Origin of the sequence: Saccharopolyspora sp. NPDC049426 (genome assembly GCF_040676935.1) — a bacterium.
Taxonomy (GTDB): domain Bacteria; phylum Actinomycetota; class Actinomycetes; order Mycobacteriales; family Pseudonocardiaceae; genus Saccharopolyspora.
This window is the reverse complement of the sequence record NZ_JBFAPZ010000008.1, coordinates 54998-77211: the sequence shown is the minus strand read 5'-3', so window position 1 is coordinate 77211 and position 22214 is coordinate 54998. Positions and strand designations below refer to the sequence as shown.

Annotated in this window: 20 protein-coding genes; 6 read left to right on the top strand and 14 right to left on the bottom strand. The window is 69.2% G+C overall.

Annotated elements, in window-relative coordinates; all coding sequences use genetic code 11:
* Nucleotides 1–3: 3 nt before the first annotated feature.
* From AB0J78_RS18785 to AB0J78_RS18775, 3 genes are all read right to left on the bottom strand, one after another.
* Complete coding sequence (locus AB0J78_RS18785; RefSeq protein ID WP_363790615.1) at nucleotides 4–1221, bottom strand: ArsA family ATPase; 1218 nt, start codon at nucleotides 1219–1221, stop codon at nucleotides 4–6.
* A gap of 8 nt (nucleotides 1222–1229) precedes the next feature.
* Nucleotides 1230–1670 (bottom strand): SRPBCC family protein, encoded by a 441-nt coding sequence (locus tag AB0J78_RS18780; RefSeq protein WP_363790613.1) that lies wholly within the window; start codon nucleotides 1668–1670, stop codon nucleotides 1230–1232.
* Nucleotides 1671–1760: 90 nt separating this feature from the next.
* Nucleotides 1761–2549 (bottom strand): metallophosphoesterase, encoded by a 789-nt coding sequence (locus tag AB0J78_RS18775; protein ID WP_363790611.1) that lies wholly within the window; start codon nucleotides 2547–2549, stop codon nucleotides 1761–1763.
* 256 nt (nucleotides 2550–2805) lie between these two features.
* On the opposite strand from AB0J78_RS18775, the gene AB0J78_RS18770 reads away from it, so the two are divergent.
* A complete protein-coding gene (locus AB0J78_RS18770; RefSeq protein WP_363790609.1) occupies nucleotides 2806–4614 on the top strand; it encodes a long-chain fatty acid--CoA ligase in 1809 nt (602 codons plus the stop codon).
* A 120-nt stretch (nucleotides 4615–4734) separates the two neighbouring features.
* Here the strand turns inward: AB0J78_RS18770 and AB0J78_RS18765 are convergent, their stop codons facing one another.
* The 3 genes from AB0J78_RS18765 to AB0J78_RS18755 all read right to left on the bottom strand — a co-directional run bounded on the left by AB0J78_RS18765 (nucleotide 4735) and on the right by AB0J78_RS18755 (nucleotide 8929).
* Nucleotides 4735–6030, bottom strand: coding sequence for a hypothetical protein (locus tag AB0J78_RS18765; RefSeq protein WP_363790607.1), 1296 nt, complete (start codon nucleotides 6028–6030; stop codon nucleotides 4735–4737).
* A gap of 107 nt (nucleotides 6031–6137) precedes the next feature.
* The gene (locus AB0J78_RS18760; RefSeq protein ID WP_363790605.1) at nucleotides 6138–7184 is read right to left on the bottom strand and encodes an NlpC/P60 family protein; all 1047 of its coding nucleotides are present in this window, start codon (nucleotides 7182–7184) and stop codon (nucleotides 6138–6140) included.
* A gap of 383 nt (nucleotides 7185–7567) precedes the next feature.
* Nucleotides 7568–8929: an NYN domain-containing protein gene (locus AB0J78_RS18755; protein ID WP_363790603.1), complete on the bottom strand. Its 1362-nt coding sequence runs from the start codon at nucleotides 8927–8929 to the stop codon at nucleotides 7568–7570.
* A 76-nt stretch (nucleotides 8930–9005) separates the two neighbouring features.
* On the opposite strand from AB0J78_RS18755, the gene AB0J78_RS18750 reads away from it, so the two are divergent.
* Nucleotides 9006–10721, top strand: a complete 1716-nt coding sequence (locus tag AB0J78_RS18750; RefSeq protein ID WP_363790601.1) for a DEDD exonuclease domain-containing protein — start codon at nucleotides 9006–9008, stop codon at nucleotides 10719–10721.
* A 140-nt stretch (nucleotides 10722–10861) separates the two neighbouring features.
* Here AB0J78_RS18750 and AB0J78_RS18745 read toward each other — a convergent pair whose 3' ends face one another.
* From AB0J78_RS18745 to AB0J78_RS18725, 5 genes are all read right to left on the bottom strand, one after another.
* The gene (locus AB0J78_RS18745) at nucleotides 10862–11287 is read right to left on the bottom strand and encodes a PPOX class F420-dependent oxidoreductase (RefSeq protein WP_363790599.1); all 426 of its coding nucleotides are present in this window, start codon (nucleotides 11285–11287) and stop codon (nucleotides 10862–10864) included.
* A 92-nt stretch (nucleotides 11288–11379) separates the two neighbouring features.
* On the bottom strand, nucleotides 11380–13035 hold the full coding sequence (locus tag AB0J78_RS18740) for a cytochrome bc complex cytochrome b subunit (RefSeq protein ID WP_363790597.1): 1656 nt from the start codon (nucleotides 13033–13035) through the stop codon (nucleotides 11380–11382).
* Complete coding sequence (locus AB0J78_RS18735) at nucleotides 13032–14162, bottom strand: ubiquinol-cytochrome c reductase iron-sulfur subunit (protein ID WP_363790595.1); 1131 nt, start codon at nucleotides 14160–14162, stop codon at nucleotides 13032–13034. The genes AB0J78_RS18740 and AB0J78_RS18735 overlap by 4 nt, the downstream gene beginning before the upstream one ends.
* On the bottom strand, nucleotides 14159–14965 hold the full coding sequence (locus tag AB0J78_RS18730) for a cytochrome c (protein WP_363790593.1): 807 nt from the start codon (nucleotides 14963–14965) through the stop codon (nucleotides 14159–14161). Before AB0J78_RS18730 ends, AB0J78_RS18735 begins: the two co-directional genes overlap by 4 nt.
* A gap of 88 nt (nucleotides 14966–15053) precedes the next feature.
* Nucleotides 15054–15665, bottom strand: coding sequence for a heme-copper oxidase subunit III (locus tag AB0J78_RS18725; RefSeq protein ID WP_132672553.1), 612 nt, complete (start codon nucleotides 15663–15665; stop codon nucleotides 15054–15056).
* An 86-nt stretch (nucleotides 15666–15751) separates the two neighbouring features.
* On the opposite strand from AB0J78_RS18725, the gene AB0J78_RS18720 reads away from it, so the two are divergent.
* The 3 genes from AB0J78_RS18720 to trpD all read left to right on the top strand — a co-directional run bounded on the left by AB0J78_RS18720 (nucleotide 15752) and on the right by trpD (nucleotide 17953).
* Nucleotides 15752–16189 carry a hypothetical protein gene (locus AB0J78_RS18720; RefSeq protein ID WP_363790590.1) on the top strand — a complete coding sequence of 146 codons (438 nt, stop codon included), beginning with the start codon at nucleotides 15752–15754 and terminating at the stop codon, nucleotides 16187–16189.
* 119 nt (nucleotides 16190–16308) lie between these two features.
* Nucleotides 16309–16716 carry a hypothetical protein gene (locus AB0J78_RS18715; RefSeq protein WP_363790588.1) on the top strand — a complete coding sequence of 136 codons (408 nt, stop codon included), beginning with the start codon at nucleotides 16309–16311 and terminating at the stop codon, nucleotides 16714–16716.
* A 202-nt stretch (nucleotides 16717–16918) separates the two neighbouring features.
* Nucleotides 16919–17953: an anthranilate phosphoribosyltransferase gene (gene trpD, locus AB0J78_RS18710; protein ID WP_363790586.1), complete on the top strand. Its 1035-nt coding sequence runs from the start codon at nucleotides 16919–16921 to the stop codon at nucleotides 17951–17953.
* A gap of 243 nt (nucleotides 17954–18196) precedes the next feature.
* On the opposite strand, the gene AB0J78_RS18705 is transcribed toward trpD, so the two are convergent.
* The 3 genes from AB0J78_RS18705 to coxB form a co-directional block, all read right to left on the bottom strand.
* Nucleotides 18197–18481, bottom strand: coding sequence for an Lrp/AsnC ligand binding domain-containing protein (locus tag AB0J78_RS18705; protein WP_363790584.1), 285 nt, complete (start codon nucleotides 18479–18481; stop codon nucleotides 18197–18199).
* A gap of 96 nt (nucleotides 18482–18577) precedes the next feature.
* Complete coding sequence (locus AB0J78_RS18700) at nucleotides 18578–18976, bottom strand: cytochrome c oxidase subunit 4 (RefSeq protein ID WP_132672549.1); 399 nt, start codon at nucleotides 18974–18976, stop codon at nucleotides 18578–18580.
* A gap of 42 nt (nucleotides 18977–19018) precedes the next feature.
* Nucleotides 19019–19957 (bottom strand): cytochrome c oxidase subunit II, encoded by a 939-nt coding sequence (coxB, locus tag AB0J78_RS18695; RefSeq protein ID WP_207918470.1) that lies wholly within the window; start codon nucleotides 19955–19957, stop codon nucleotides 19019–19021.
* A gap of 296 nt (nucleotides 19958–20253) precedes the next feature.
* On the opposite strand from coxB, the gene asnB reads away from it, so the two are divergent.
* Complete coding sequence (asnB, locus tag AB0J78_RS18690; protein WP_363790580.1) at nucleotides 20254–22182, top strand: asparagine synthase (glutamine-hydrolyzing); 1929 nt, start codon at nucleotides 20254–20256, stop codon at nucleotides 22180–22182.
* Nucleotides 22183–22214: the final 32 nt, after the last annotated feature.

Sequence of the window (22214 nt, the reverse complement as noted above, 5' to 3'; positions counted from 1 at the left end):
GGTTCACCGCATCCACAGATCGGGGTCGGGACGGAACCGCACCGTCAGCCCGTCGTCGCCGGCCACGGCCGAGGTCACCACGCACCGCTGCAGCACAGCGGGCAGGGCGAACAGCCGTCGCCGTCCATCGACGGTAATCGCCAGCTCGGGTCCGATCCGGGCCAGGTCCAGCTCGGCCGCCGGGTGCAGCGGCAGTCCGATGCGCAGCGTGTACTCCGCGTCCAGCGACTTGCCGCCACCGCCGACGCGCATCTCCGGCGTGGCCGCGTCGTTGGCGAGCGGGTCGCCGTCGCCGTAGAGCTCGGCACCGAGTTCCAGCAGCTGCGCGGTGCCGACCGGCTCGGCGGCCCGGTGCTCGACGGTGCGCAGCGGCAGGTCGGTGGCCGCGCGCAGCGTGTCGAGGACCGCCTCCTGCTCCTTGCGGCGGGTCCGCAGCCAACCGGCGGCCTCGCCGCGGGCCGAACCCGGGTGCGGGACCACCCGGTTGGCGACCAGCCCGTCGACGCGGATCCGCTGCAGCGCGAGGGCCGTCAGCGTCCTGCGCGTCTCGGCGGCGACGACCGATTCCGGCGTGAGCACCAGGCGAACGCTGGTGCCGGGGTCGGTGAGCATGTCCTTGAGCGCGGCCAGCTGCTCGGCGAGCCTGCCGAGCCCGTCGGCGACGGCGTCCCAGCGCTCCACCTGGTCGCTGCCGGCGATGCCGGCCAGCAGACCGCGAACGGCCCTGCGATGCGCGGGGAACAGCCGTTCCAGGTATCCGGCCAGGGACTCCGGAAGCGCCAGCAGGCGCAGCGTTTCCGCGGTCGGGCCGCAGTCGACGATGACGGTGTCCCACAGCCCGCTGCTCGCGAGCCGGTGCACCTCGGTCAGCGCGAGCAGGTCCTCGACGCCGGGCAGCACGGTCAGCTCCTCGGCGTCGACCTCGCCGACCCCCGCGCCCCGCAACAGGGTTCGCAGGTGTTCGCGCAGCTCGCGCCAGGTTCCGTCGACCAGGCTGCGGGTCTGCACCTCGGCGGCGTGCAGCGCCGCGCCGGTGTCAGCGACGCGGACCTCGGCGGGTTGCGCGCCCAGGTCGGCGGCGAGCGCGTCGGCCAGCGAGTGGGCCGGGTCGGTCGACACCGCCAGCACCTTGCCACCGTCGCCCGCGACGCGCGCGGCAGTGGCCGCGGCGAGGGTCGTCTTGCCGACCCCGCCCTTTCCGGTGAACAGCAGGATGCGCAATGGGCGATCTATTCCGCTTCCACGCGGCGCTTGAGCTCCTTGAGCGCCGTATCCATGATCATCTTCTCCGCCTTGCGCCGGAACAGCCCGATCATCGGGATCGCCAGGTCGACCGCGAGGCTGTAGGTGACCTCGGTGCGCTCGTCACCGAGCGGCTTGAGCGTGTAGCTGCCCTTCTGAGCCTTCTGCACCTGTCCCTCGGTCAGCTCCCAGCTCACCGAAAGGCCATCGGCGGCCCAGCTGTAGACATTGGTGTAGGTGTCCTTGACCACGCCCGCGTCCAGCACGAAGCGGACCCGCTCGGCGGTCCCGCCGGAGCTCTGGGAGAGCACCTCGATCTCCTTGACCGCTCCCGCCCACTCCGGATACGCCGGGAAATCCGCGATGACCGCCATGATCCGCGCAGCGGGGGCTTCGATCTCGATGGACTGGGTGGACTGATCGACCATGCGCGCAGGCTACCGGGTGGCCACCCGCGCGGCGTCAACGAGGAGCGAGGTTTCTGCGAAGTCCTCGAAACTCACCTCCTCGGGCGTCTTTCACCACCGAAGGACGTACGGCCGCTCCGTCCGCTTGAAGTGCCCGACGTTGACGCACTCGGTGCGACCGATGCGCATCCGCTGCGACAGCGGCTGGTGCACGTGCCCGAACAGCGACCACCGGGGCTGATCAGCGTTGATGCGCGCCAGCACGCTGGCGGCACCCGCCTCCTGGCTGCGCGCCACCACGTCGTAGGTCAGCTCGGCGACGGCGGGCGGCTGGTGGGTGCACAGCACGTCCACCGCGGGCAGCGAGGCGACCGCCTCGTCGTACTCCTCGGCGACACGCAGGTAGGGCACCCAGGCCGAGTGCGAGCGCAGCGTCGCGCCGTCGGGCAGCCGCACGCCACCGACGAACCCGAACGTCAGCCCGCCGATCTCGGTCGTCTCCCCGTCGAGGACGTGGATGCCCTCGCGCGCGAACTCCGGCCACAGGTAGGGCGCGTCGACGTTGCCCGGGGTCGCGTAGGTGGGCGCCGTCATCGCGCCGAACAGCTCCGCGTACTGCTCGCGCACGGCGTCGGCGACCGTCTGGGCCGGGTCGGTCAGGCTCGCCCACAGCGAGCGGATGTAGGCACCGAACTCCGGGCCGCGGCGGCTGCGCCGCAGCTCGGCGAACCGCTCGACCTTCTCCGCGCCGAAGACGCGGCCGAGGATGCCGTTGCCGTGATCGTGGTAGTCGACGAAGTCGATCAGGTCACCCAGCACGACCAGCGCGTCGGCTCCGTCGCCGGCGCGTTTGAGCGCCTCGACGTTGCCATGGACGTCGGACACGACGTGAACGCGCAACTTCCAACCCCACTTCCGCGATGACCGCTTCTGTCGAACCTAATCCGCCGAGGTGCCGGATCGCACCGCCCGTTGTGCACTTGTTCTTACCTGCCGTCGTCGCGCTCGTCGCGCCGCCGACCGGTGGACGATCGTCCGAATGGAAGAGGTTTAGGCTGTGCCCGCTGGTGTGGCCTGAGATAACGGGGGCTACCGCCCAGTAACTATCAGCGTTAGGTTGAGCCCACTAGACAGGCTTTTCTTCGGAGGTTTCGACGTGCGAGAGTTCAGCGCACCCGCCACTACGAAAGTGGCCGAGGACGAGAACCTCACCGACATGGTGTGGGCCAACGCGGAGCGTTTCGGGAGCACCGTGAGCTTCCGGCGCCGGGTGGACGGCACCTGGGTCGACGTCACCGCCGCCGACTTCGCCGCGCAGGTCCTGGCCGTGGCCAAGGGCATGATCGCCGCCGGGCTGGAACCCGGCGACCGGGTGGGGCTGATGTCCCGCACCCGCTACGAGTGGACGCTGCTGGACTTCGCGATCTGGACTGTCGGTTGCATCACAGTCCCGATCTACGAGACCTCCTCGGCCGACCAGGCCGAGTGGATCCTCACCGACTCCGGTGCGAAGGCGGCCTTCGTGGAGACCGAGGCGCACCGCGCCGAGATCGACAAGGTCATCGACCGGCTCTCCGAGGTCCGCCACATCTGGCAGATCGAGGGACCGACCAGCGGTGGCGCGGCCGGCGCGGTCGACGAGCTCACCGCGCTGGGCGCCGAGGTGCCCGACCAGCAGGTGCACGAGCGGCGCAGGGCGGTCACCGCCGAGGACGCCGCGACCCTCATCTACACCTCGGGCACCACCGGCCGCCCCAAGGGCTGCGTGCTGACCCACCGCAACCTGCTCGCCGAGGTGCGCGCCGACATCGACGCGTTCCCCCAGCTGACCAAGCCCGGCAACTCGTTGCTGATGTTCCTGCCGATGGCGCACGTGCTCGCCCGCGCGATCACAATCATGTGCATCTACGGCAAGGTCACCCTCGGCCACACCGCGGACGTCAAGGACCTGATCAACGACCTCGGTTCGTTCCGGCCGACGTTCGTGCTGGCCGTGCCGCGCGTGTTCGAGAAGGTCTACAACACCGCGAAGCAGAAGGCCCACGGCGACGGCAAGGGCAAGATCTTCGACGCCGCCGAGGAAACCGCCGTCCAGTACTCCAAGACCATGGACACCGGCGGCGCGGGACTCGGCCTCAAGGTCAAGCACGCGGTGTTCAACAAGCTCGTCTACGGCAAGCTGCGCGCCGCGCTGGGCGGCCGCTGCATCGCGGCGGTCTCCGGCGGTGCTCCGCTGGGCGAGCGGCTGGCGCACTTCTTCCGCGGCGTCGGCGTCCCGGTGCTGGAGGGCTACGGCCTGACCGAGACGACCGCCGCGGCCGCGGTGAACGTCGAGGAGGGCTTCAAGGTCGGCACCGTCGGCCGCCCGCTGGCCGGCACCTCAATCCGCATCGCCGAGGACGGCGAGATCCTGATCAAGGGCGACGTGGTGTTCAAGGAGTACTGGAACAACCCGACCGCCACCAAGGAGTCCATCGAGGACGGCTGGTTCCACACCGGCGACCTGGGTTCGCTGGACGACGAGGGCTACCTCCGGATCACCGGTCGCAAGAAGGAGATCATCGTCACCGCCGGCGGCAAGAACGTCGCCCCGGCCGTGCTGGAGGACGGGCTGCGCTCGCACCCGCTGATCAGCCAGTGCATGGTGGTCGGCGATCAGAAGCCGTTCATCGGCGTGCTGGTCACGCTGGATCCGGAGTTCGTGCCGTCCTGGCTGGCCAACAACAACCGGCCGGCCGACACGCCGATGTCCGAGCTGATCAACGACCCGGACCTGCGGGCCGAGGTCCAGGGCGCGGTCGACGAGGCCAACAAGGCGGTGTCCAAGGCGGAGGCGATCAAGCAGTTCCGCATCCTCACCGAGGACTTCACCGAGGCCACCGGCGAGCTCACCCCGAGCATGAAGCTCAAGCGCAACAAGGTCGCGGAGAACCACGCGGCCGACATCGAGGCGATCTACTCCTGATCCACCGGCACCGCCCGGTCGCCCCGGGCCATGCCGGTTCTCGAACGCGGGGCGGTTCCCCGGGTGACACACGGCGGTGCGACGACCGGATTCCGGTCGGAGCACCGCCGTTCTCGTCCCTCAGGCCAGGGTTCTCGGGAGGTCCGCGCCCCAGGCCGCCAGCAGCTGGGGCGAGGTCATGCCGGTGGACTCGTGGAGGGCGGCCTCCGCCTCGTCCGGGCTGGTGGCCATCGCGATGCGGCGGTAGAGCTCGGTGAGGCCCGGCTCGCCCAGGCGCTGCGCCAGGAAGTGCACCACCGACCAGGACTGCTGGTAGGCGAGGTCCAGACGGCGACCGGCCTGGTGGAACTCGGTGTTGGTGGGAAGCCGCAGCGGCGGTCCCACTTCGCGGACCGCGCGGGCGAGGTCCGGGGCGACGTCGCGGGGAGCCAGTCCGCTCTCGCGGTAGCCGATGTAGTCCGGGTAGCCCTCCAGCATCCACATCGGAGCGCCGTCGGCCGTGACCGCCCGAGCCGCGACGTGGGTGATCTCGTGCCGCAGCACCACGCCCAGCGCCACGCCGGAGAGCTGCTCGGTGGTGCTCGGGCTGAGCACCACGCGGGCCCCCTCCACCCGCTTCGTCCGGGTGTCCACCAGATCGGCGACCGCCACGCCGGCGATGCCGTCGACGGCGAACTCCGGGCCCACCAGCGATCGCAGCTCCTCCGGTGAGCCGGGAACCAGCACGCCCACGCGCTGCGCCCAGCCGCTCCCCCACACCTCCGTCACATCGGCCACCGACGCGTCCAGCTGCTCCGCGACCCGGTCCACAGCGGCGGCGTCGTGGCCGACGACCACCCCGCGATCGGTGCGCCGCACCTCGACGCGGCCGAAGTCCCACGGTCCGCGCCACGCGTCGGGCACCACACCGGTGTCCTCGGCGAGGTACCACGAGGCGCCGCGGCGGACGAACAGGTAGCCGAGGGGGCGCTGGGTGGGCACCGAATCGGCACCGGACAGCGCGTACCGCAGCACCACCCGGGACGCCAGCACCTCGTCGGCGGCGGGAACCGGGGCGTGCGCCAGCGGAGCGCCGTCGAGCCGGTAGCCGAAGCTGCTCAGCGGCACGGACCGCAGGTTGTGGAACAGCTGCACCTGGCGCTGCTGGAACTCGGCGGGCGCTTCCGGGTCCACAGTGGCCGCGAACGCCGCTTCGTCTCCGTCCCGGATGGATTCCTCGCGGCGGGCCAGCAACTCGCGCACGGCCATCTCAGGGGCCGGCAACCGGGCGGCCAGACCCGCGTGCCCGGCCGAGGCCGGTGCCGGCGGCGGTTCGACCGGAGCCGGGGAGGGCAGCCCCACCAGCGCGAGCCCACCCAGCACCGCGGCCGACGCGGCGAGCACCAGCCAGCCGCGGGCTTTTCCGGTCGAAGACACGGCTCGCATCGTAAGTCCGCTCACCGCACCGGTCGACGCGCACCGCACGCGAAAAAGTTTCGGGGCCGGCACCCGAAGGCACCGGCCCCGAACCACGACTTCACGGATCAGCCAGCCACGCGGCGCATGGCCGTGACGTCACCGATGTTCTTGTAGTCGGTCACCTTCACCACGTCGCCCGAGGTGGGGGCGTGCACGGCCTTGCCGTTGCCGATGTACATCGACACGTGGCTGACCGGGCTGTAGTAGAAGATCAGGTCGCCCGGCTTGAGCTCGCTGGCCGACACCGACCTGCCCTCGCTGACCTGGGTCTTGGTGGAGCCCCCGATGGTCACGCCCGCCTGCTTGTAGGCCCAGTACATGAGCCCGGAGCAGTCGAAGCTGCTGGGGCCCTTGGCGCCCCAGACGTAGGGCGAGCCCTGCTTGCCCAGCGCCGCGTTGACGGCCTGGATGGCAGCGCCGGCACCGGCGATCGAGCCGACACCGGTCTCACCGTCGGAGATCAGGGAGTCCTGATCCTCGCCGCTGAGCTCGGCGTACTTCTCCTCGACCTTCTCGATCTGGTCCTTCATGGCCTTGGACTTGTTCTTCATGTCCACGGCCAGCCGCGCGGCGTCCTGTTCGGCCTGAGCCGCGCGGTTGCGCGCGTCCTTCGCGGTCCGCTCGGCGTTCTCGGCCTGGTGCGTGGCCGCCGCGAGCGCCTTGACCGCGTCGTTGTTGTCCTTGGCCAGCGCGTCCAGCGCGGAGGCGCGGTTCAGGAAGTCGTCCGGGGTCTCGCTCACCAGCAGTGCGGAGAGCTTGTTCAACCGCGCGCCCTGGTACGAGGCGTGGGTGAGCTTGTCGACCTGGCCGCGGAACCGCTCTTCTTCGCCGCGGGCCTGGTTGGCGACCTGCTCGGCCTGCGCGGCCTGAGCTTCGGAACGACCCAGTTCGGCCTTCTTGGCCTCGTGGTCGTCCTCGGCCTTCTTCATGTCCTCGGTGAGCTGCTCAGCCTGGTGCTGGAGCTCGCGGACCTGCTTGGCCGCGTCCGAGGCGTTGTTCGGGAGAGGCGGGTCTGCGAGGGCAGCACCGCCGGAGGTCATGCCGACGACTGCAGCGACCGCGGTAGCGGCCAGGGCGCCTCGCAATGAGCGCTTGATTCCGTGCGACGCCACGTCGCGCACAGCTCCTTCTGCGTCCGACCGCCTGACCGCATGCGGAAAACCCGCTGGAACGCGGCCCGGTTCCCCGACAAAACCGAATCAGCGGCGCCTCGCGTGTCGCCCGGTATGAGCAACTGATCGCCACGAGGACTCAGGTAGGTTACGAAAGGTGAGGCGGCACGTCTAGAAGCGGGGTCCGTTTTCTACTGAGCGCGACTGAACTCCCCTAACGGAGGATAGTCGCTTGCTCACAGTAACGGATCTTGCGCCACCGTCACCTGGACTTGTCACCACAACACGCCCACCTTCGGGATACGGAGCGTACCCGAGTGATCGACTATGACTTCGGACACCTCCCCGAAGTCGCCGGGTGGCACCGGAGCAGCGGTGAACGGCTAGACCCGGTTCAGCCGCGCCAACAACATCGCCGAGGACACCGAGTAGGCACCGCGCCGCTGCACCGAGGTCACCACCGCCCGGTCCGACGTGGCGACCACGACCTGACGACCCTCCGGCTCCGCGGCGACCAGATCGCGGATCACGTCGTCGGCCTGCACCCCTGAATCGCTGAACAGCACCCGCACACCACGAGGTCCCGCCGTCGGCACCGCGAGCACGTCCGCGCCGTCGAAGACCAACGTGACCTCGGCACCCGTGCGAGCGGCCAGCGCCGCGAGCTGATGGCTCAGCCGATCGCGCTGATCGGCCAGCGGCAACTCCGGATACCCGGTCTTGGTGACGTTGTAGCCGTCCACGATCAGGTGCACCGCGGGCAGGCCCAGGAGCCGGTCCAGCGCGGCGACGTCGGCGACCTCACCGGAGGTCGCGGTCTGCTCCCGGACCCGCCGGACCACGTCCGCCGGGCGCGGCCCGGAACCGGCGGCACCGAGCTCGCGGCGCAATCCGCCGACCGCACCCTCCAAGGTCTCCAGCAGCAGCGCGAGCCGGACCTCATCGCCCTGCCGCGCCTCCCGGGCGCTCTCCCGCGCCACCCGCGCCTCCGCGGCGGCGTGATCGGCGCGCTGCCGCTCCTCCTGCGCGCGGAGGCGTTCGCGGTCCCGGTCGGCGGCGACCTCGGCGACGGCCGATTCCCGCTCCTCGTGGGCCCGCGCGAGCTCGTCCCGCGCGGCCACGGCGGCGTCCTTGGCCTCCCGCAACCGCACGCCCTGCTCCCGCAGGCGCTTCCGCAGCCGGTCGGCCTCCGCGTTGCCCGCGGCCTGATCCACCGACTCGCGCGCCTGCGCGAGCTCCGCCTTGAGCCGGTCGACCTCGGTGGTCAGCCGATCGACCTTCGCCAGGGCCGAATCGCGTTCGGCCCGCAACTGCCCCTGCTCGCTGCGGAAGCCGATCAACTCCGCGTAGTGCGAGGCGATCGCGGCGCCCTGCAACACCGCCGCGGCACCGACGACCACCGGATCCGGGTCCTGCAACGACAGCGCACCCGGGCGGTGGTTGCGGCACCAGTCCACCACCGAGGTGCGGAACACCGAGGAATCGCGCAGCGCGCTCAGCAGCGCGGGCTGACCCAGCTTGGCGCGCTTGGCCGGTGCGAAACGCACCACCGGGCGCAGCGCGGCGGGCACGTCGGTCGAGCGCATCTCGTCGAGCGCGCCCGCGGCCAGGTCGGCCAGCCGGGCGCGCAGCGGAGGCGGCAGGTCCTCGGGATCGACAGGCGCGGCACCGGGAGTCTGCTGGGAACCGTCCACAGCGGACTCCTCCGGAGTGGGACCGTCCGGCCCCGAGTTCGGTGTCGCCATCCCCACAGGCTAATCGCCGTCGTTCGGCGCACACGCACGCGTGGCGGTGTCGGTAGTGGGACGTAACGTGCCGATGATGTCCGCGCACCGCCAACTGACCTTCGACGAGATCGCCGTCAGCGAGGAAATCCCGCTGCAGGAGGCGACGTTCGTGGTGGTCGACCTGGAGACCACCGGTGGTGACCGGCAGGGCGACGCCGTCACCGAGATCGGCGCGGTGAAGGTTCGCGGCGGAGAAGTGCTCGGCGAGTTCGCAACCCTGGTCAACCCCGAACGCGGCATTCCGCCCGCCGTCGTGTCGATCACCGGCATCACCGAGGCGATGGTGCACGACGCACCTCGCTGGGACAGCGTGCTGCCCGCGTTCCTGGAGTTCTGCCGGGGCGCGGTGCTGGTCGCGCACAACGCGCCCTTCGACCTCGGATTCCTGCGGGCCGGCTGCGAACAGCTCGGACTGGAATGGCCGAAACCGCAGGTCGTCGACACCGTGCGGCTCGCCCGCCGGGTCCTGACCCGTGACGAGACGCCCAACCACAAGCTCGGCACGCTGGCCCGCGTCCTGGGGGCCCGCACCGAACCCGTGCACCGCGCGCTGGACGACGCCCGCGCCACCGTCGACGTGCTGCACGCCCTGCTGGAACGACTCGGACCGCTGGGCGTGCGCAGCCTGGAGGACCTGCTCGGGCACCTCCCGGACGTCACCCCGCAGCAGAAGCGCAAGCGCGGCCTGGCCGACTCGCTGCCCAACTCCCCCGGCGTCTACCTCTTCCGCGGCCCCAACGACGAGGTGCTCTACGTCGGCACCGCGTCCGACCTGAGGCGACGCGTGCGGCAGTACTTCACCGCGGGCGAGCGCAGGGCCCGCGTCAAGGAGATGGTCGGCATCGCCGACCGGGTGGACCACGTCGAGTGCGCGCACCCGCTGGAAGCCGAAGTGCGGGAGCTGCGGCTGCTCTCGGCGCACCAGCCCCGCTACAACCGGCGCTCGAAGTTCCCGCAGCGCGCGTGGTGGGTGGTGCTCACCGACGAGGCGTTCCCGAGGCTGTCGATCGTGCGCACGCCGCGCGAGGACGCGTTGGGGCCCTTCGGTTCCCGGCACGCCGCGAGCGCGGCCGTCGAAGCCCTGCAGTCGGCGACCTTCGTCCGGCGCTGCACCGAGCGCCTCTCACCGCGCAAGCCGATCCGCCCGTGCGCGCTGCACGAGCTGGGCAGGTGCGGTGCCCCGTGCGCCGGGCTGCAGAGCGCCGAGGAGTACGAACCCGAGGTCATCGCCATCCGGGACGTGATCCGCGGACGCAGCGGAGACCTCCTGGAGCGGTTGCGCGAGGAGCTCCAGCGGCTCTCCGACACCGAGCGCTTCGAAGACGCGGCCAACCACCGCGACCGGCTCGCCGACCTCGTCCGCTCGCTGGACCGAGGCCAGCGGCTGTCCGCGCTCGCCTCGGTCCCGGAGCTCGTCGCGGCCCGCCCGGACGGGCGGCGGGGCTGGCACCTGTCGGTCATCCGCCACGGACGTCTCGCGTCCGCAGGGATAGCCCGCCGGGGCGTCCCGCCGATGCCGGTCGTCGACATGCTCCAGGCGTCGGCGGAAACCGTCCTCGACGGCCCCGGCCCCCTCCACGGCGCCACCGCCGACGAGACCCGCGTCATCTACCGCTGGCTCACCACCGGCGGAACCCGCCTGGTCCGCACCAGCACTCCCTGGACCGAGCCCGCGAGCGCAGCGGCCACCTGGCGGACGTGGCTCGACAAGGCCACCACAGGCCGAACCCCCTACGCGGCCATCGACTGACCCGCCCCGAATACTCCGGTAATCAGGCCCCCGAAAACTGCGGTAATCCGTCCACCGCCCGGAAAACTCCGGTAATCAGGTCCCCGAATACCGCAGTAGTCGGGGACCTGAACACGGCGGTATTCGGGGTTCGGGGTGGGTCAGCCGGTCATGTCGAAGGCGGCGTTGATCTTGGTGGGGTGGAGGCGGATCGCGAGTTCGCCGGGGACGCCGTTGCGGCGGCCGAACTCCTCGGCCTTGTCCGGTCCGACGTAGCGGGCCGCGATCATCGTGGCGGTGTCGACGAGCTCCTGGGGATCCTCCGACACCTCCGCCGTGCCCTGGACCTGCACGAACGCGTAAGGCGGCTGAGGCAGATCGACGCACAGCGCCAACCTGGGGTCGCGGAGGACAGACCTGCCCTTGGCAGAGTCCTTTCCGGTGTTGAACACCAGCGCGTCGCCGTCGACGACGAACCACACCGGCGCGACCAGGGGACGGCCGTCGGCGGCGGTGAAGCCCAGCAACCCGGTGCGGGTGCCCTGGGAGAGGAACTCGCGGACCTTCGGATCCTGCAACGTAGCCATGCCCGGACGCTACCGACCGCGGCGAACCGGCGCCGGAGACGCGAAACGGCCCGGCACCCGCTCGGGGTACCGGGCCGTTTCGGCTTCGGTGCTCAGTCCGTCGGCTGCGAAGGCTTGCCGGCGGTCAGCTGCGTGCGCTCCTCGGCTTCGCGGACCGCGTCGTCGTGACGGGCCTGCTCCAGCGCGGCGGTCTCCTCGACCGGGTCGGGCTTCAGCAAGCTGCCCTCGACCGGGTGACCGGCGGCGCCCAGCTGGTTCATCTTCTTCGGCACCGGAGCGCCCTGGTAGGGCAGCGCCTCCGGGTGGCCGTGGTCGTCCACCGGGCCGAGCGGCTGGTGGACCTCGATGAACTCACCGTGCGGGAGCCGCTTGATGATGCCGGTCTCGACGCCGTGGTCGAGCACCTCCCGGTCGCCGTGCTGGAGACCCAGGCACATCCGGTAGGTGATCCAGTAGGCGATCGGCGGCGCCACCAGCAGGCCGATGCGGCCGGCCCAGGTCATCGCGTTCAGCGAGATGTTGAACTCGAAGGCGATGATGTCGTTGGTACCGGAGATCATCAGCACCATGAAGAACGTCAGCGCCATGGCACCCAGCGAGGTGCGTACCGGGTTGTCGCGCGGACGCTGCAGCAGGTTGTGGTGCGCGTTGTCGCCGCTGAGCTTGCGCTCGATGGCGGGGTACATGATCGCCACCGTGAAGATCAGGCCCATGAACAGCGCGGTCGGGAAGAACGGCGCCGGGATCGTGAACGGTCCCAGGTAGACCTCCCAGGCCGGCCACAGACGCGATGAACCGTCCGTCCAGATCATGTACCAGTCGGGCTGCGACGCGGCGGAGATCTGCGAGGCGATGTACGGGCCGAGGTTCCAGATCGGGTTGATCTGGAAGACACCGGCCATGATCGCGCAGACGCCGACGACCATCGCGAAGAAGGCCCCGGCCTTGACCGCGAACACCGGCATGATCCGGACGCCGACCACGTTGCTCTCGGTGCGCTTCACGCCCGGGAACTGGGTGTGCTTCTGGTACCAGACCAGCGCCAGGTGCGCCGCGACCAGACCCAGGATCAGACCCGGCAGCAGGAACACGTGGAACAAGTAGAACCGCGGGATCAGGTCGGTGCCGGGGAACTCGGCGCCGAACAGGATCCAGTGCACCCAGGTGCCCAGCACCGGGACCGACATGGTGATGCCGGAGGCGATGCGAACACCGGTGCCCGACAGCAGGTCGTCCGGCAGCGAGTAGCCGGTGAAGCCCTCGAACATGCCGAGGATGAACAGCGTGACGCCGATCATCCAGTTCGTCTCACGCGGGCGCCGGAACGCACCGGTGAAGAAGATGCGCAGCATGTGCGCCACCATCGACGCCATGAACAGCAGCGCCGCCCAGTGGTGCAGCTGGCGGGCGAACAGACCACCGCGGACCTCGAAGGAGATGTCCAGCGTGCTCTCGAACGCCCGCGACATCTCCACGCCGCGCAGGTTGGTGTACAGGCCCTGGTACTCGACCTCCTGCATGGAGGGGTCGAAGAAGAACGCCAGGTACGTGCCCGTGATCAGCAGCAGGATGAACGTGTAGAGCGCGATCTCGCCGAGCAGGAACGACCAGTGCGTCGGGAAGACCTTGTTCAGCTGCCGCCGCATGCCGGGAGCCAAGCGGTACCGCGTGTCCAGCTCGTCGGCGGCGTGCGCGACTTTGCCGTACAGCTTGCTCTCTCCCTTCGTGGGCGTGGTGATCGAACTCATGACTTACGCTCCCAGTACGCCGGACCGACGGGCTCGATGAAGTCGCCTTTCGCCACGAAGTAGCCGTCCTCGTCCACCGTGATCGGCAGCTGGGGCAGGGCACGCGTGGCCGGGCCGAACACCGGCTTCGCATAGGTGTTGACCACGTCGAACTGCGACTGGTGGCACGGGCAGAGCAGGCGGCCGGTCTGCTGCTCGAACAGCGACGTCGGGCAGCCCAGGTGGGTGCAGATCTTCGAGTAGGCGTAGTAGTCGCCGTAGTTGAAGTCTTCCTGCCCCTTGCGCTTGAGCGGCTTGCTGCCGGGGCGGAGCCGGATCAGCATGACCGGCGCGTCGCCCTTGCGCATCGAGGTGATCAGCTCGTGCTCGTCGTGCCGCCAGGCTTCCCGGAACGGGAAGACGGTCTCGAAGCCACCGGCGTCGATGTCCTCGGGCCGCAGCAGCGAGACGTCGTGCGGGTTGCCGGTGTCGCGACGCAGGTAGATCTTCTCACCGGGGTGCTCCGGCATCCAGCCGGTGTGCAGCAGCGACTCCTGGCCCTCCTCGGCCCAGGGGTTGCGCACCATGCCGCCGAGCGCGAACACGCCGGCGCCGAGGCCGAAGGCACCCAGGCCGAAGCCCGCGGTGCGCGTGATCATCTTGCGGCGGGCGATGCCGCTGCGGTTGCCCGCGTCGGCCAGGATCGCGGCGGTCGTCTGCCGGTCGACCTCGCTGGACCCGTGGCCGTCGTGGCGCTGCTGCACCGCGACCTCGTGCGGGATGAACTTCTTCTGGTACTGCACGACGCCGATGCCGACGGCCAGGATCGACAGGCCGAGGAAGAAACCGATCAGCGGGTTGTACAGCGAGTAGATGAAGTGCGCGGTCGGATCGGTCGAGGGCTGGTAGCCCCACGGCCAGAAGATGAACACCGCGATGAAGGCCAGCGCGGACAGGCCGGCCAGCATGAACCAGGCGGCGATGTTGCGCTCGGCACGTCGCTCGGCGCGGGTCCCGCTGACCGGGAAGTTGTCCCGGTACTCGACCAGCTCGACGTCGTCGAGGGCGAGACCGAGCCGCATCTTCTCGTCGCGGCTCATCTCGGCCAGCTCGGCCTCGGTGTAGTCCTTGTTCTCTTGCTCACTCATGCCCTGGCTCCGATCCACAGGGTGAGGCCGATCAGCGCTCCGAGTCCGACGACCCAGGCGATCACCGTTTCCGGTCCGGGGCCGTAGCCGCCGAGGGAGTTGCCGCCCGGGTTGTTGTTGCCGTTGGTCACGGACTTGACGTAGGCGATGATGTCTTTCTTCTCTTCCGGCGTGAGCTGCCGGTCCGAGAACTTGGGCATGTTCTGCGGCCCGGTGAGCATCGCGTGGTAGATGTCCTGCTCGGTCGCCTGGTCCAGGTTCGGCGCGAACTTGCCGGAGGACATCGCGATGCCTCGTCCGGTGAAGTTGTGGCAGGACGAGCAGTTGAGGCGGTAGAGCTCGCCACCGCGCGCGGGGTCGCCGCCCTGCAGCGCTTGACCGGACTGCTTCTGCGCCTCCGGGCCACCGCCGTAGGTCTGCACGTACGCGCCCAGCGCGTCGATCTCCTCCGGGCTGAACTTCGGCGGCTTGCGCACCGCCTGAGCTTCCTGCCGGACCATCGGCATGCGGCCGGTGGCGACCTGGAAGTGCACTGCGGCTTCGCCGACGCCCGTCAGGCTGGGACCACGGTCCTGCACGCCCTGCAGGTTGGATCCGTGGCAGCTGATGCAGGCGTTGTTGTAGAGCTGCTCGCCCTGCCTCACCAGTGCCGGGTCCGCTGCGGCGTGCGCGGTCTGCGGCTCGGGAGTCAGGACGGTGTACAGCCCACCGGCACCCACCAACGCAATGCCCAGCGCCAGTACACCGGAGATCCGCCGCTTGAGCTTCGAGCCCGCGCGGTTCCGTTTCTTAGTGGTGGTCATGAGTGCGGCAACCCTTGCTGTCCGGTTCGGGGTGTTCGTTTCGGCCTCGTTCGTGCCAGGCGATCGAGGTTCCTCGCTGGAGGAGCGATCACGGGACGAGGTAGATCACGGCGAAGAGGCCGATCCACACGATGTCCACGAAGTGCCAGTAGTACGACACGACGATCGCTGCGATGGCTTGAGCCGGCGTGAACTTGCTGAGCTTCGTCCGGATGATCAGGAAGACGAACGCGACCAGCCCGCCGATGACGTGCAGCCCGTGGAAGCCGGTCGTCATGTAGAAGACCGTTCCGTAGGCCGACGACGCGATCGTGGTCGCGTGCTCGGTGACCAACTGGAAGTACTCACCGGCCTGCCCGAGCACGAAGACCGTGCCCATGATCAGCGTGATCACGTACCACCGGCGGAGACCGAAGACGTCACCCCGCTCCGCCGCGAACACGCCCCACTGGCAGGTGAACGAAGACGCCACCAGGATGACCGTGAACGGGAGGGCATACGGGAGGTTCAGGTGAGTGGGCGGTGGTGGCCACGCGCCCTCGTTCTGCGCCTTCACCGTGAAGAACATGGCGAAGAGTCCAGCGAAGAACATCAGCTCGCTGGCCAACCAAACGATGGTGCCGACGCTGACCATGTTGGGTCGGTTCAGCGAGTGCACGCGTTGACTGATTGAGGGCGCTGCCGTTGTCACGCGACGCATTATGTCTTGCAGCTTTTCCCCTCGCGCCTTCGGGTCCTCCCCTACGGCCGCGAGGTGATCGGATTGCGATCTGGAGGTAACTCAACGTGAAAACTCTTCGGTCCGCTCTGAGCGTGCTGGGACTCCGCCGGACCGACCGCGACAAGCCCGTGATCAGCATCGATGACCCCGGATTACAGGTGGTGGTGTGGTCCTACGACGACACCGAGGCCGCGTCGACGGCGCTGGCCAGGGCCACCGGGTGGAAGCCGGAGGACCCGGCGGTGCTGCGCCACCACCTGGCACTTCCCGGTGACGCTGTCGACACCGCGAGGGCCTTGCTGGCCTCGGACAAGTGGACATTGCGCCCAGGAGGCCGCGGAGATGACCTCAGCGTGCCCGGTTTGACCCCGTTGGTTGCGCTCCGTGTGCAGCGATTGGATGCGTTGCATTGCTCACAGGAGACGTCCCGGATGGCCGGTCTGGCGCAACGGCACGGCGGCGAGACCTTCGGCTGGGACGCACTGCAACCCGGGTCCGAATGATCGAATCCGGCCGGGTGGCTACTGTCACACCCGCTCGGGAGGCTAGCATTCGGACCTGTTAATGCCCCGTGCTGCGCAGATCGGGTGCGGGTGTCCGCAAGCTCGCCGAGGAGCCAGTGATGAGCACCGCAACAACGAACGTTCTCGTGTTCAGCCACCGCGCCGAGGTCCGGGAGGCGATCATCAACGCCGTCGGGCGGCGCCCGGCACCCGATCTGGACCGGCTGCACTACGTCGAGGCGAGCACAGTCGCCGACGTCCTCAGCGAGGTCGACGCGGGCAAGGTCGACCTGCTGATCCTGGACGGCGAAGCGCAGCCGACCGGCGGCATGGGCGTGTCCAGGCAGCTCAAGAACGAGATCGCCCAGTGCCCGCCGGTGGTCGTGGCGGTCCGCCGCAAGGACGACCGGTGGCTCGCCACCTGGTCGCAGGCCGACGCGGTCCTGGTGCACCCGCTGGACCCGCTGGCCTCCGCCGAGACCGTCGCCGAGGTCCTGCGCACCCAGGGCAAGCCCGTCCCGGCCTGACCCTCGCCCGGCCGCGAGGGCGGCGAGGCAACCCGGTCCGCGCAGGCATCGGCCGGTCCTCAGCGGAATTCCGCGTTCCGGTTTCCGCTGATCTCCGGCCGGTGCCTGCGATACATGCCATATCGGGCAGATCAGGAGGCGTGCGCGGCGGCACGATAGTTTTCCTTGGACAGCCGAACCGACGGAGTAGATCGTGGGAACCATGGCGGGAAGTTGGGCAGGGCTGCTGGGCAGCCTGGTCGCGGGTACGGACCTGTCCGCGGAGGACACCGCCTGGGCCATGGACCTGATCATGTCGGGCGAGGCGACACCGGCCCAGGTGGCGGGCTTCGTGGTGGCGCTGCGCGCCAAGGGCGAGACGGCCGCAGAGGTGCGCGGCATGGCCGACGCGATGCTCCAGCACGCCCGCACGCTGGACATCACCCAGCGCGCGGTCGACATCGTCGGCACCGGTGGTGACCGCAGCGGCAGCGTGAACATCTCCACCATGGCCTCGATCGTGCTGGCCGCGTCCGGGGTGACCGTGGTCAAGCACGGCAACCGCGCGGCTTCGTCGAAGTGCGGCACGGCCGACGTGCTCGAAGAGCTCGGCGTGGCGATCGACCTGCCGCCGGCCGCCGTGGCGCGCTGCGTGGAGGAGGTCGGCATCGGCTTCTGCTTCGCGCCGGTCTTCCACCCCGCGTTCAAGCACGCCGGAGCCCCGCGACGCGAGATCGGCATCCCGACCGCGTTCAACGTGCTGGGCCCGCTGACCAACCCGGCTCGACCCGCCGCGGGCCTGATCGGCTGCGCGGACCGCCGGATGGCGCCGGTGGTCGCCGACGTGTTCGCCGCGCGCGGCAACGCGGCGCTGGTGGTGCGCGGCGACGACGGCATGGACGAGATCACCACCACGGCCGCCAGCACGCTCTGGGTGGTCAACGACGGCACGGTTCGCGAGGACGCGCTGGACCCGCAGGACTTCGGCATCGCCCGCAGCCGCCCGGAGGACCTGCAGGGCGGCGACGCGAAGGACAACGCCGAGGTCGTCCGCGACCTCCTGGCGGGCGCCACCGGCCCGGTCCGCGACGCGGTCCTGCTCAACGCGGCAGGAGCCTGCGTCGCCTACGACGGCCCCGGAGCCGACCTGCGGACGCAGTTCGAGGCCGGCCTGACCCGAGTGGCCGAGGCCATCGACTCAGGCGCCGCAGCAGCCCTCCTGGACCGCTGGACGACCCTCTGCACCGAACTCCGCTGAAGCCTGAAACACCCAACGTCAGGCAAGCGACGAAGTCGCTTTCGCCTTCACCACCTGAGCAACCTGCACCGCCCGGGGTTCTGAGCGGCTTCGTGGCGAGGACGCCGCGACGCCGATGTCCACACCCCGGGTAAGCGGCATGCATCAGGAGTGGCGCCCGGAGTCCACGGAGCCGCTGCGCTCTCCCCTTCGGGGGTTTCCGCCACCCGCACCGCAAAGCAAAACGACCACGAAGGTCGGCCCCTACTCCTCTTCGAGGCCGATGGAGAAGGCGGCTTCTTCGTCCTTGCGGGAGTACGAGCGGAAGGCGATGTGGGTGTCGGTGTCCTGGACTCCGGCCACCTTGTTGATCTTGCCGGGGACGATGTCCGCGAGGTGCTCGTGCTTGGCGACGCGGAGCATCGCGATCAGGTCGACATCACCCGCGCAGGAGTAGACCTCGTCGACGCCGTCGATGTCGGCGATCTCCTGAGCCGCCTCGGTGAGGCGGTCGGCGGCGGTCTGGATCAGCACGATGGCGGTGATCACGAGGGAGAACCTCCTGCTGCGTGGTTGTTCGTCGGACGAGATCCTAGATGCGAAAAGGCCCCTCGGTCGCGACCGAGGGGCCTTTCACGTTCTGCGTCAGTGGCTGCTCTGACCGGTGTGGTACTCGAACACCAGCCCGGCGACCATGATCAGCAAGAAGCCGACCGCGAGCACGATCATCCAGACGTGGAAGAACGCCAGGGCGATGCCCGCGAACGCCGCACCGGCGGCCAGGCCGACGGGCCAGTAGCTACCCGGGCTGAAGAAGCCCAGCTCACCAGCACCGTCGCTGATCTCCGCGTCCGGGTTGTCCTCGGGACGCTCCTCGATCCGGCGAGCCACGAAGGAGAAGTAGCTGCCGATGATCAAGGACAGGCCGCCGACCAGGACCAGCGCCACGGTGCCCACCGGCTCCTTGGCCCAGACGCCGTAGACGACTGCGGACAGGAAGAAGAAAACGGTGATGATGTTGAAGATCTTCGATTCGACCTTCATGGAGTCCTCGCTCTCACGCCGTACGCCCTGTCGAGGGCACCCCTAGCTGTTCGTCCCGATGCCGGAGGGCACGCCACCGGTGCGGTCGGTGTTGAACGGAACACCGGTCACCGCGTGCGGCGTGCACAGCTCACCGCAGTTCATCGCACCGAGAGCCTCGGCAGCGGTGTAGGTCTGCCCCGTCTGCGGGTTCACCTGGGTGCGCAGCTGCATGTACCGGTCGAACTTGTCAGGCGAAAGCGCCCGGACCTCGAAGTTCATCATCGCGTGGTAGGTGCCGCACAGCTCGGCGCACCGGCCCACGAACGAGCCTTCCCGCTCAACGGTGTTCTGGAAGACGTTGTCCTGGTTGTTCTTCTCCGGGTACGGGAAGGTGTCCCGCTTGAAGTGCCACTCCGGGACGAAGAACGAGTGGATCACATCGGTGGAGCGGATGTGGTACTCGACGCGCTGCCCGACCGGCACGACCAGCAGCGGGATCTCGCTGCTGCTGCCGACGGTGCGCACCGGCTGCCCGTCCGGCGTCTTGTAACCGGGGTAGTTGAACTCCCAGTTCCACTGGAACGAGATCACGTTCACGGTCTGGTCCGGCTTCGCCGGCTTGGCCAGAACCGTGTTCTGCGTGACCGCCGTGAAGTAGAACAGCACGACCACCAGCACGAACGGAATCGCCGTGTAGATGAGCTCGAGCGGCAGGTTGTACTGGAACTGACGCGGCAGCTCCTCGTCGTTCTTCTTCTTGCGGTGGAAAGCGACCGACCAGAAGATCAGTCCCCACACCAACACACCGACCGCGAGTGCTGCGATCACCGACCAGGTCCACAGGTTCCGCATCGCCTCGGCCTGCGGGGTGACACCCTCTGGCCATCCGAACCGCAGGACCTCGTCGGTCGTGCAGCCAGTGGCCGCGACACCAACCAGGCCGATCAGACCAGCGACCTTGACCAGCCGTGGCACTCGGGTCCCCTCCTTCAGGCCCACTGCGCGACGCCTCCTCGTGCAAAACTCACCGAAGCGGCTTGGTCGATCCCCGGTCCACCCGCAGGCAACCGCAGATCCGCCGCCGGAATCCTGGGCAGAGCCTAGCCCAGGTGTAGCCGCGATACTGCTCCGGGGGCGTCGATCGTTCGCTCAGGGCTCATCTCGAAGTACCGGAGCCGCACCGCCACGCAAAACGACCACGGAGCACTCCCCGCACGCACGTGCAGCGCGCGGGCCGAGGTTCTGCATACTGGAGCCAGCCTTTTCCCCCCGACTCGGAGAGGTGCACGAGACGCGTGTGCGGCCTGCTTGGACTCATCTGTCCCACTGAAGAATCTGCCGGTTACAGCGTGAACGCCGTGGCCAACGCGCTGCCCTGTCAACGACACCGGGGGCCGGACGAGAGCGACACGTGGCAGGGCGGTGAGGTCGTCCTCGGCTTCAACCGGCTGTCCATCATCGACCTTGAGCACTCCCACCAGCCGTTGACCTGGGGCCCGCCGGAGAACCCGCGGCGCTACACCATCACGTTCAACGGTGAGATCTACAACTACCTGGAGCTGCGCGCCGAGCTCATCGAGCAGTACGGCGCCCGGTTCGCCACCGACGGGGACACCGAGGTCATCGTCGCCGCCTACCACTACATGGGCCCGCGGTCGGTCGGTCGGCTGCGCGGCATGTTCGCGTTCATGATCTGGGACAGCGAGCGCAGGGTAGTCTACGGCGCGCGCGACCCGTTCGGCATCAAGCCGCTGTTCTACGCCACCGGCCCCGGCGGCACTGCCTTCGCCAGTGAGAAGAAGAGCCTGCTCAGCCTGGCCAACACGCTCAAGATCGGCGAGGAGCTCGATCACAAGGCGCTGCAGCACTACTTCGTCCTCCAGTACGTGCCGGAGCCCGAGTCGCTGCACCGGCAGATCCGCCGGATCGAGTCGGGCACCTCGTTCACCGTCTCGCCCGGCGGGCAGCTGGTGACCGAGCGGTACTTCCAGCCGAACTTCCGGCCGCGCCCGGCCAACACCGACGCCGACGTGCGGCGGCTGCAGAACGAGATCGTCGATGTGATGCGCGACTCGGTCGCCAAGCACATGCGCGCGGACGTGACGGTCGGCTCGTTCCTGTCGGGCGGCATCGACTCCACCGCGATCGCGGCGCTGGCCAAGGAGCACAACCCGAACCTGATCACCTTCACCACCGGTTTCGAGCGGCAGGGCTACTCGGAGGTGGACGTGGCCGCCGAGTCGGCCGCGGCGATCGGCGTCAAGCACGTGGTCCGCACCGTCTCCGCCGAGGAGATGATGGAGGCGCTGCCGCTGATCATCTGGTACCTCGACGACCCGGTGGCCGACCCGGCGCTGGTCCCGCTGTGGTTCATCGCCCGCGAGGCCCGCCAGCACGTGAAGGTGGTGCTCTCCGGTGAGGGCGCCGACGAGCTGTTCGGCGGCTACACGATCTACCGCGAGCCGCTGTCGCTGGCGCCGTTCGAGAAGGTGCCGGGCGCGCTGCGCAAGGCGATGGGCAAGGTCTCCAGCCACATCCCGGAGGGCGTGCGCGGAAAGGACCTGCTGCGCCGCGGTTCGCTGGACCTGGAGGAGCGCTACTACGGCAACGCGCGCATCTTCCGGGACGACCAGCTGCGCAACATCATGCGCGCCTTCGACCCGGGCGTGTCGCACAAGGACGTCACCGGCGGCCCGTACAGCCTGTCGAAGGACTGGGACCCGGTGACCCGGATGCAGCACGTGGACCTGTTCACGTGGCTGCGCGGCGACATCCTCGTCAAGGCCGACAAGGTGACGATGGCCAACTCGCTGGAGCTGCGGGTCCCGTTCCTCGACAACGAGGTCTTCCGGGTGGCCAGCACGGTGCCGCTGGAGCAGAAGATCACCAGCGAGACCACCAAGTACGCACTGCGCCAGGCGCTGTACCAGGTCGTCCCGGCGCACGTGCTCAACCGGCGCAAGCTCGGCTTCCCGGTGCCGATCCGGCTCTGGCTCAAGGACGAGATGCACGACTGGGCGCGCAACATCATCCAGCAGTCCCAGACCGATCACCTGCTGGACCGCCGCGCGATCCTGCAACTGCTGGAGGAGCACCGCTCCGGCGTCCTCGACCACAGCCGCCGCCTCTGGGCCCTGCTGGTCTTCATGCTCTGGCACGCCATCTTCATCGAAGGCCGCCTCTCCCCCGAGGTCCCGGAACCGCACTACCCCGTGCGCCTCTGACCACGAGCCAGCAGAACGGCCGGTCCGCCTCC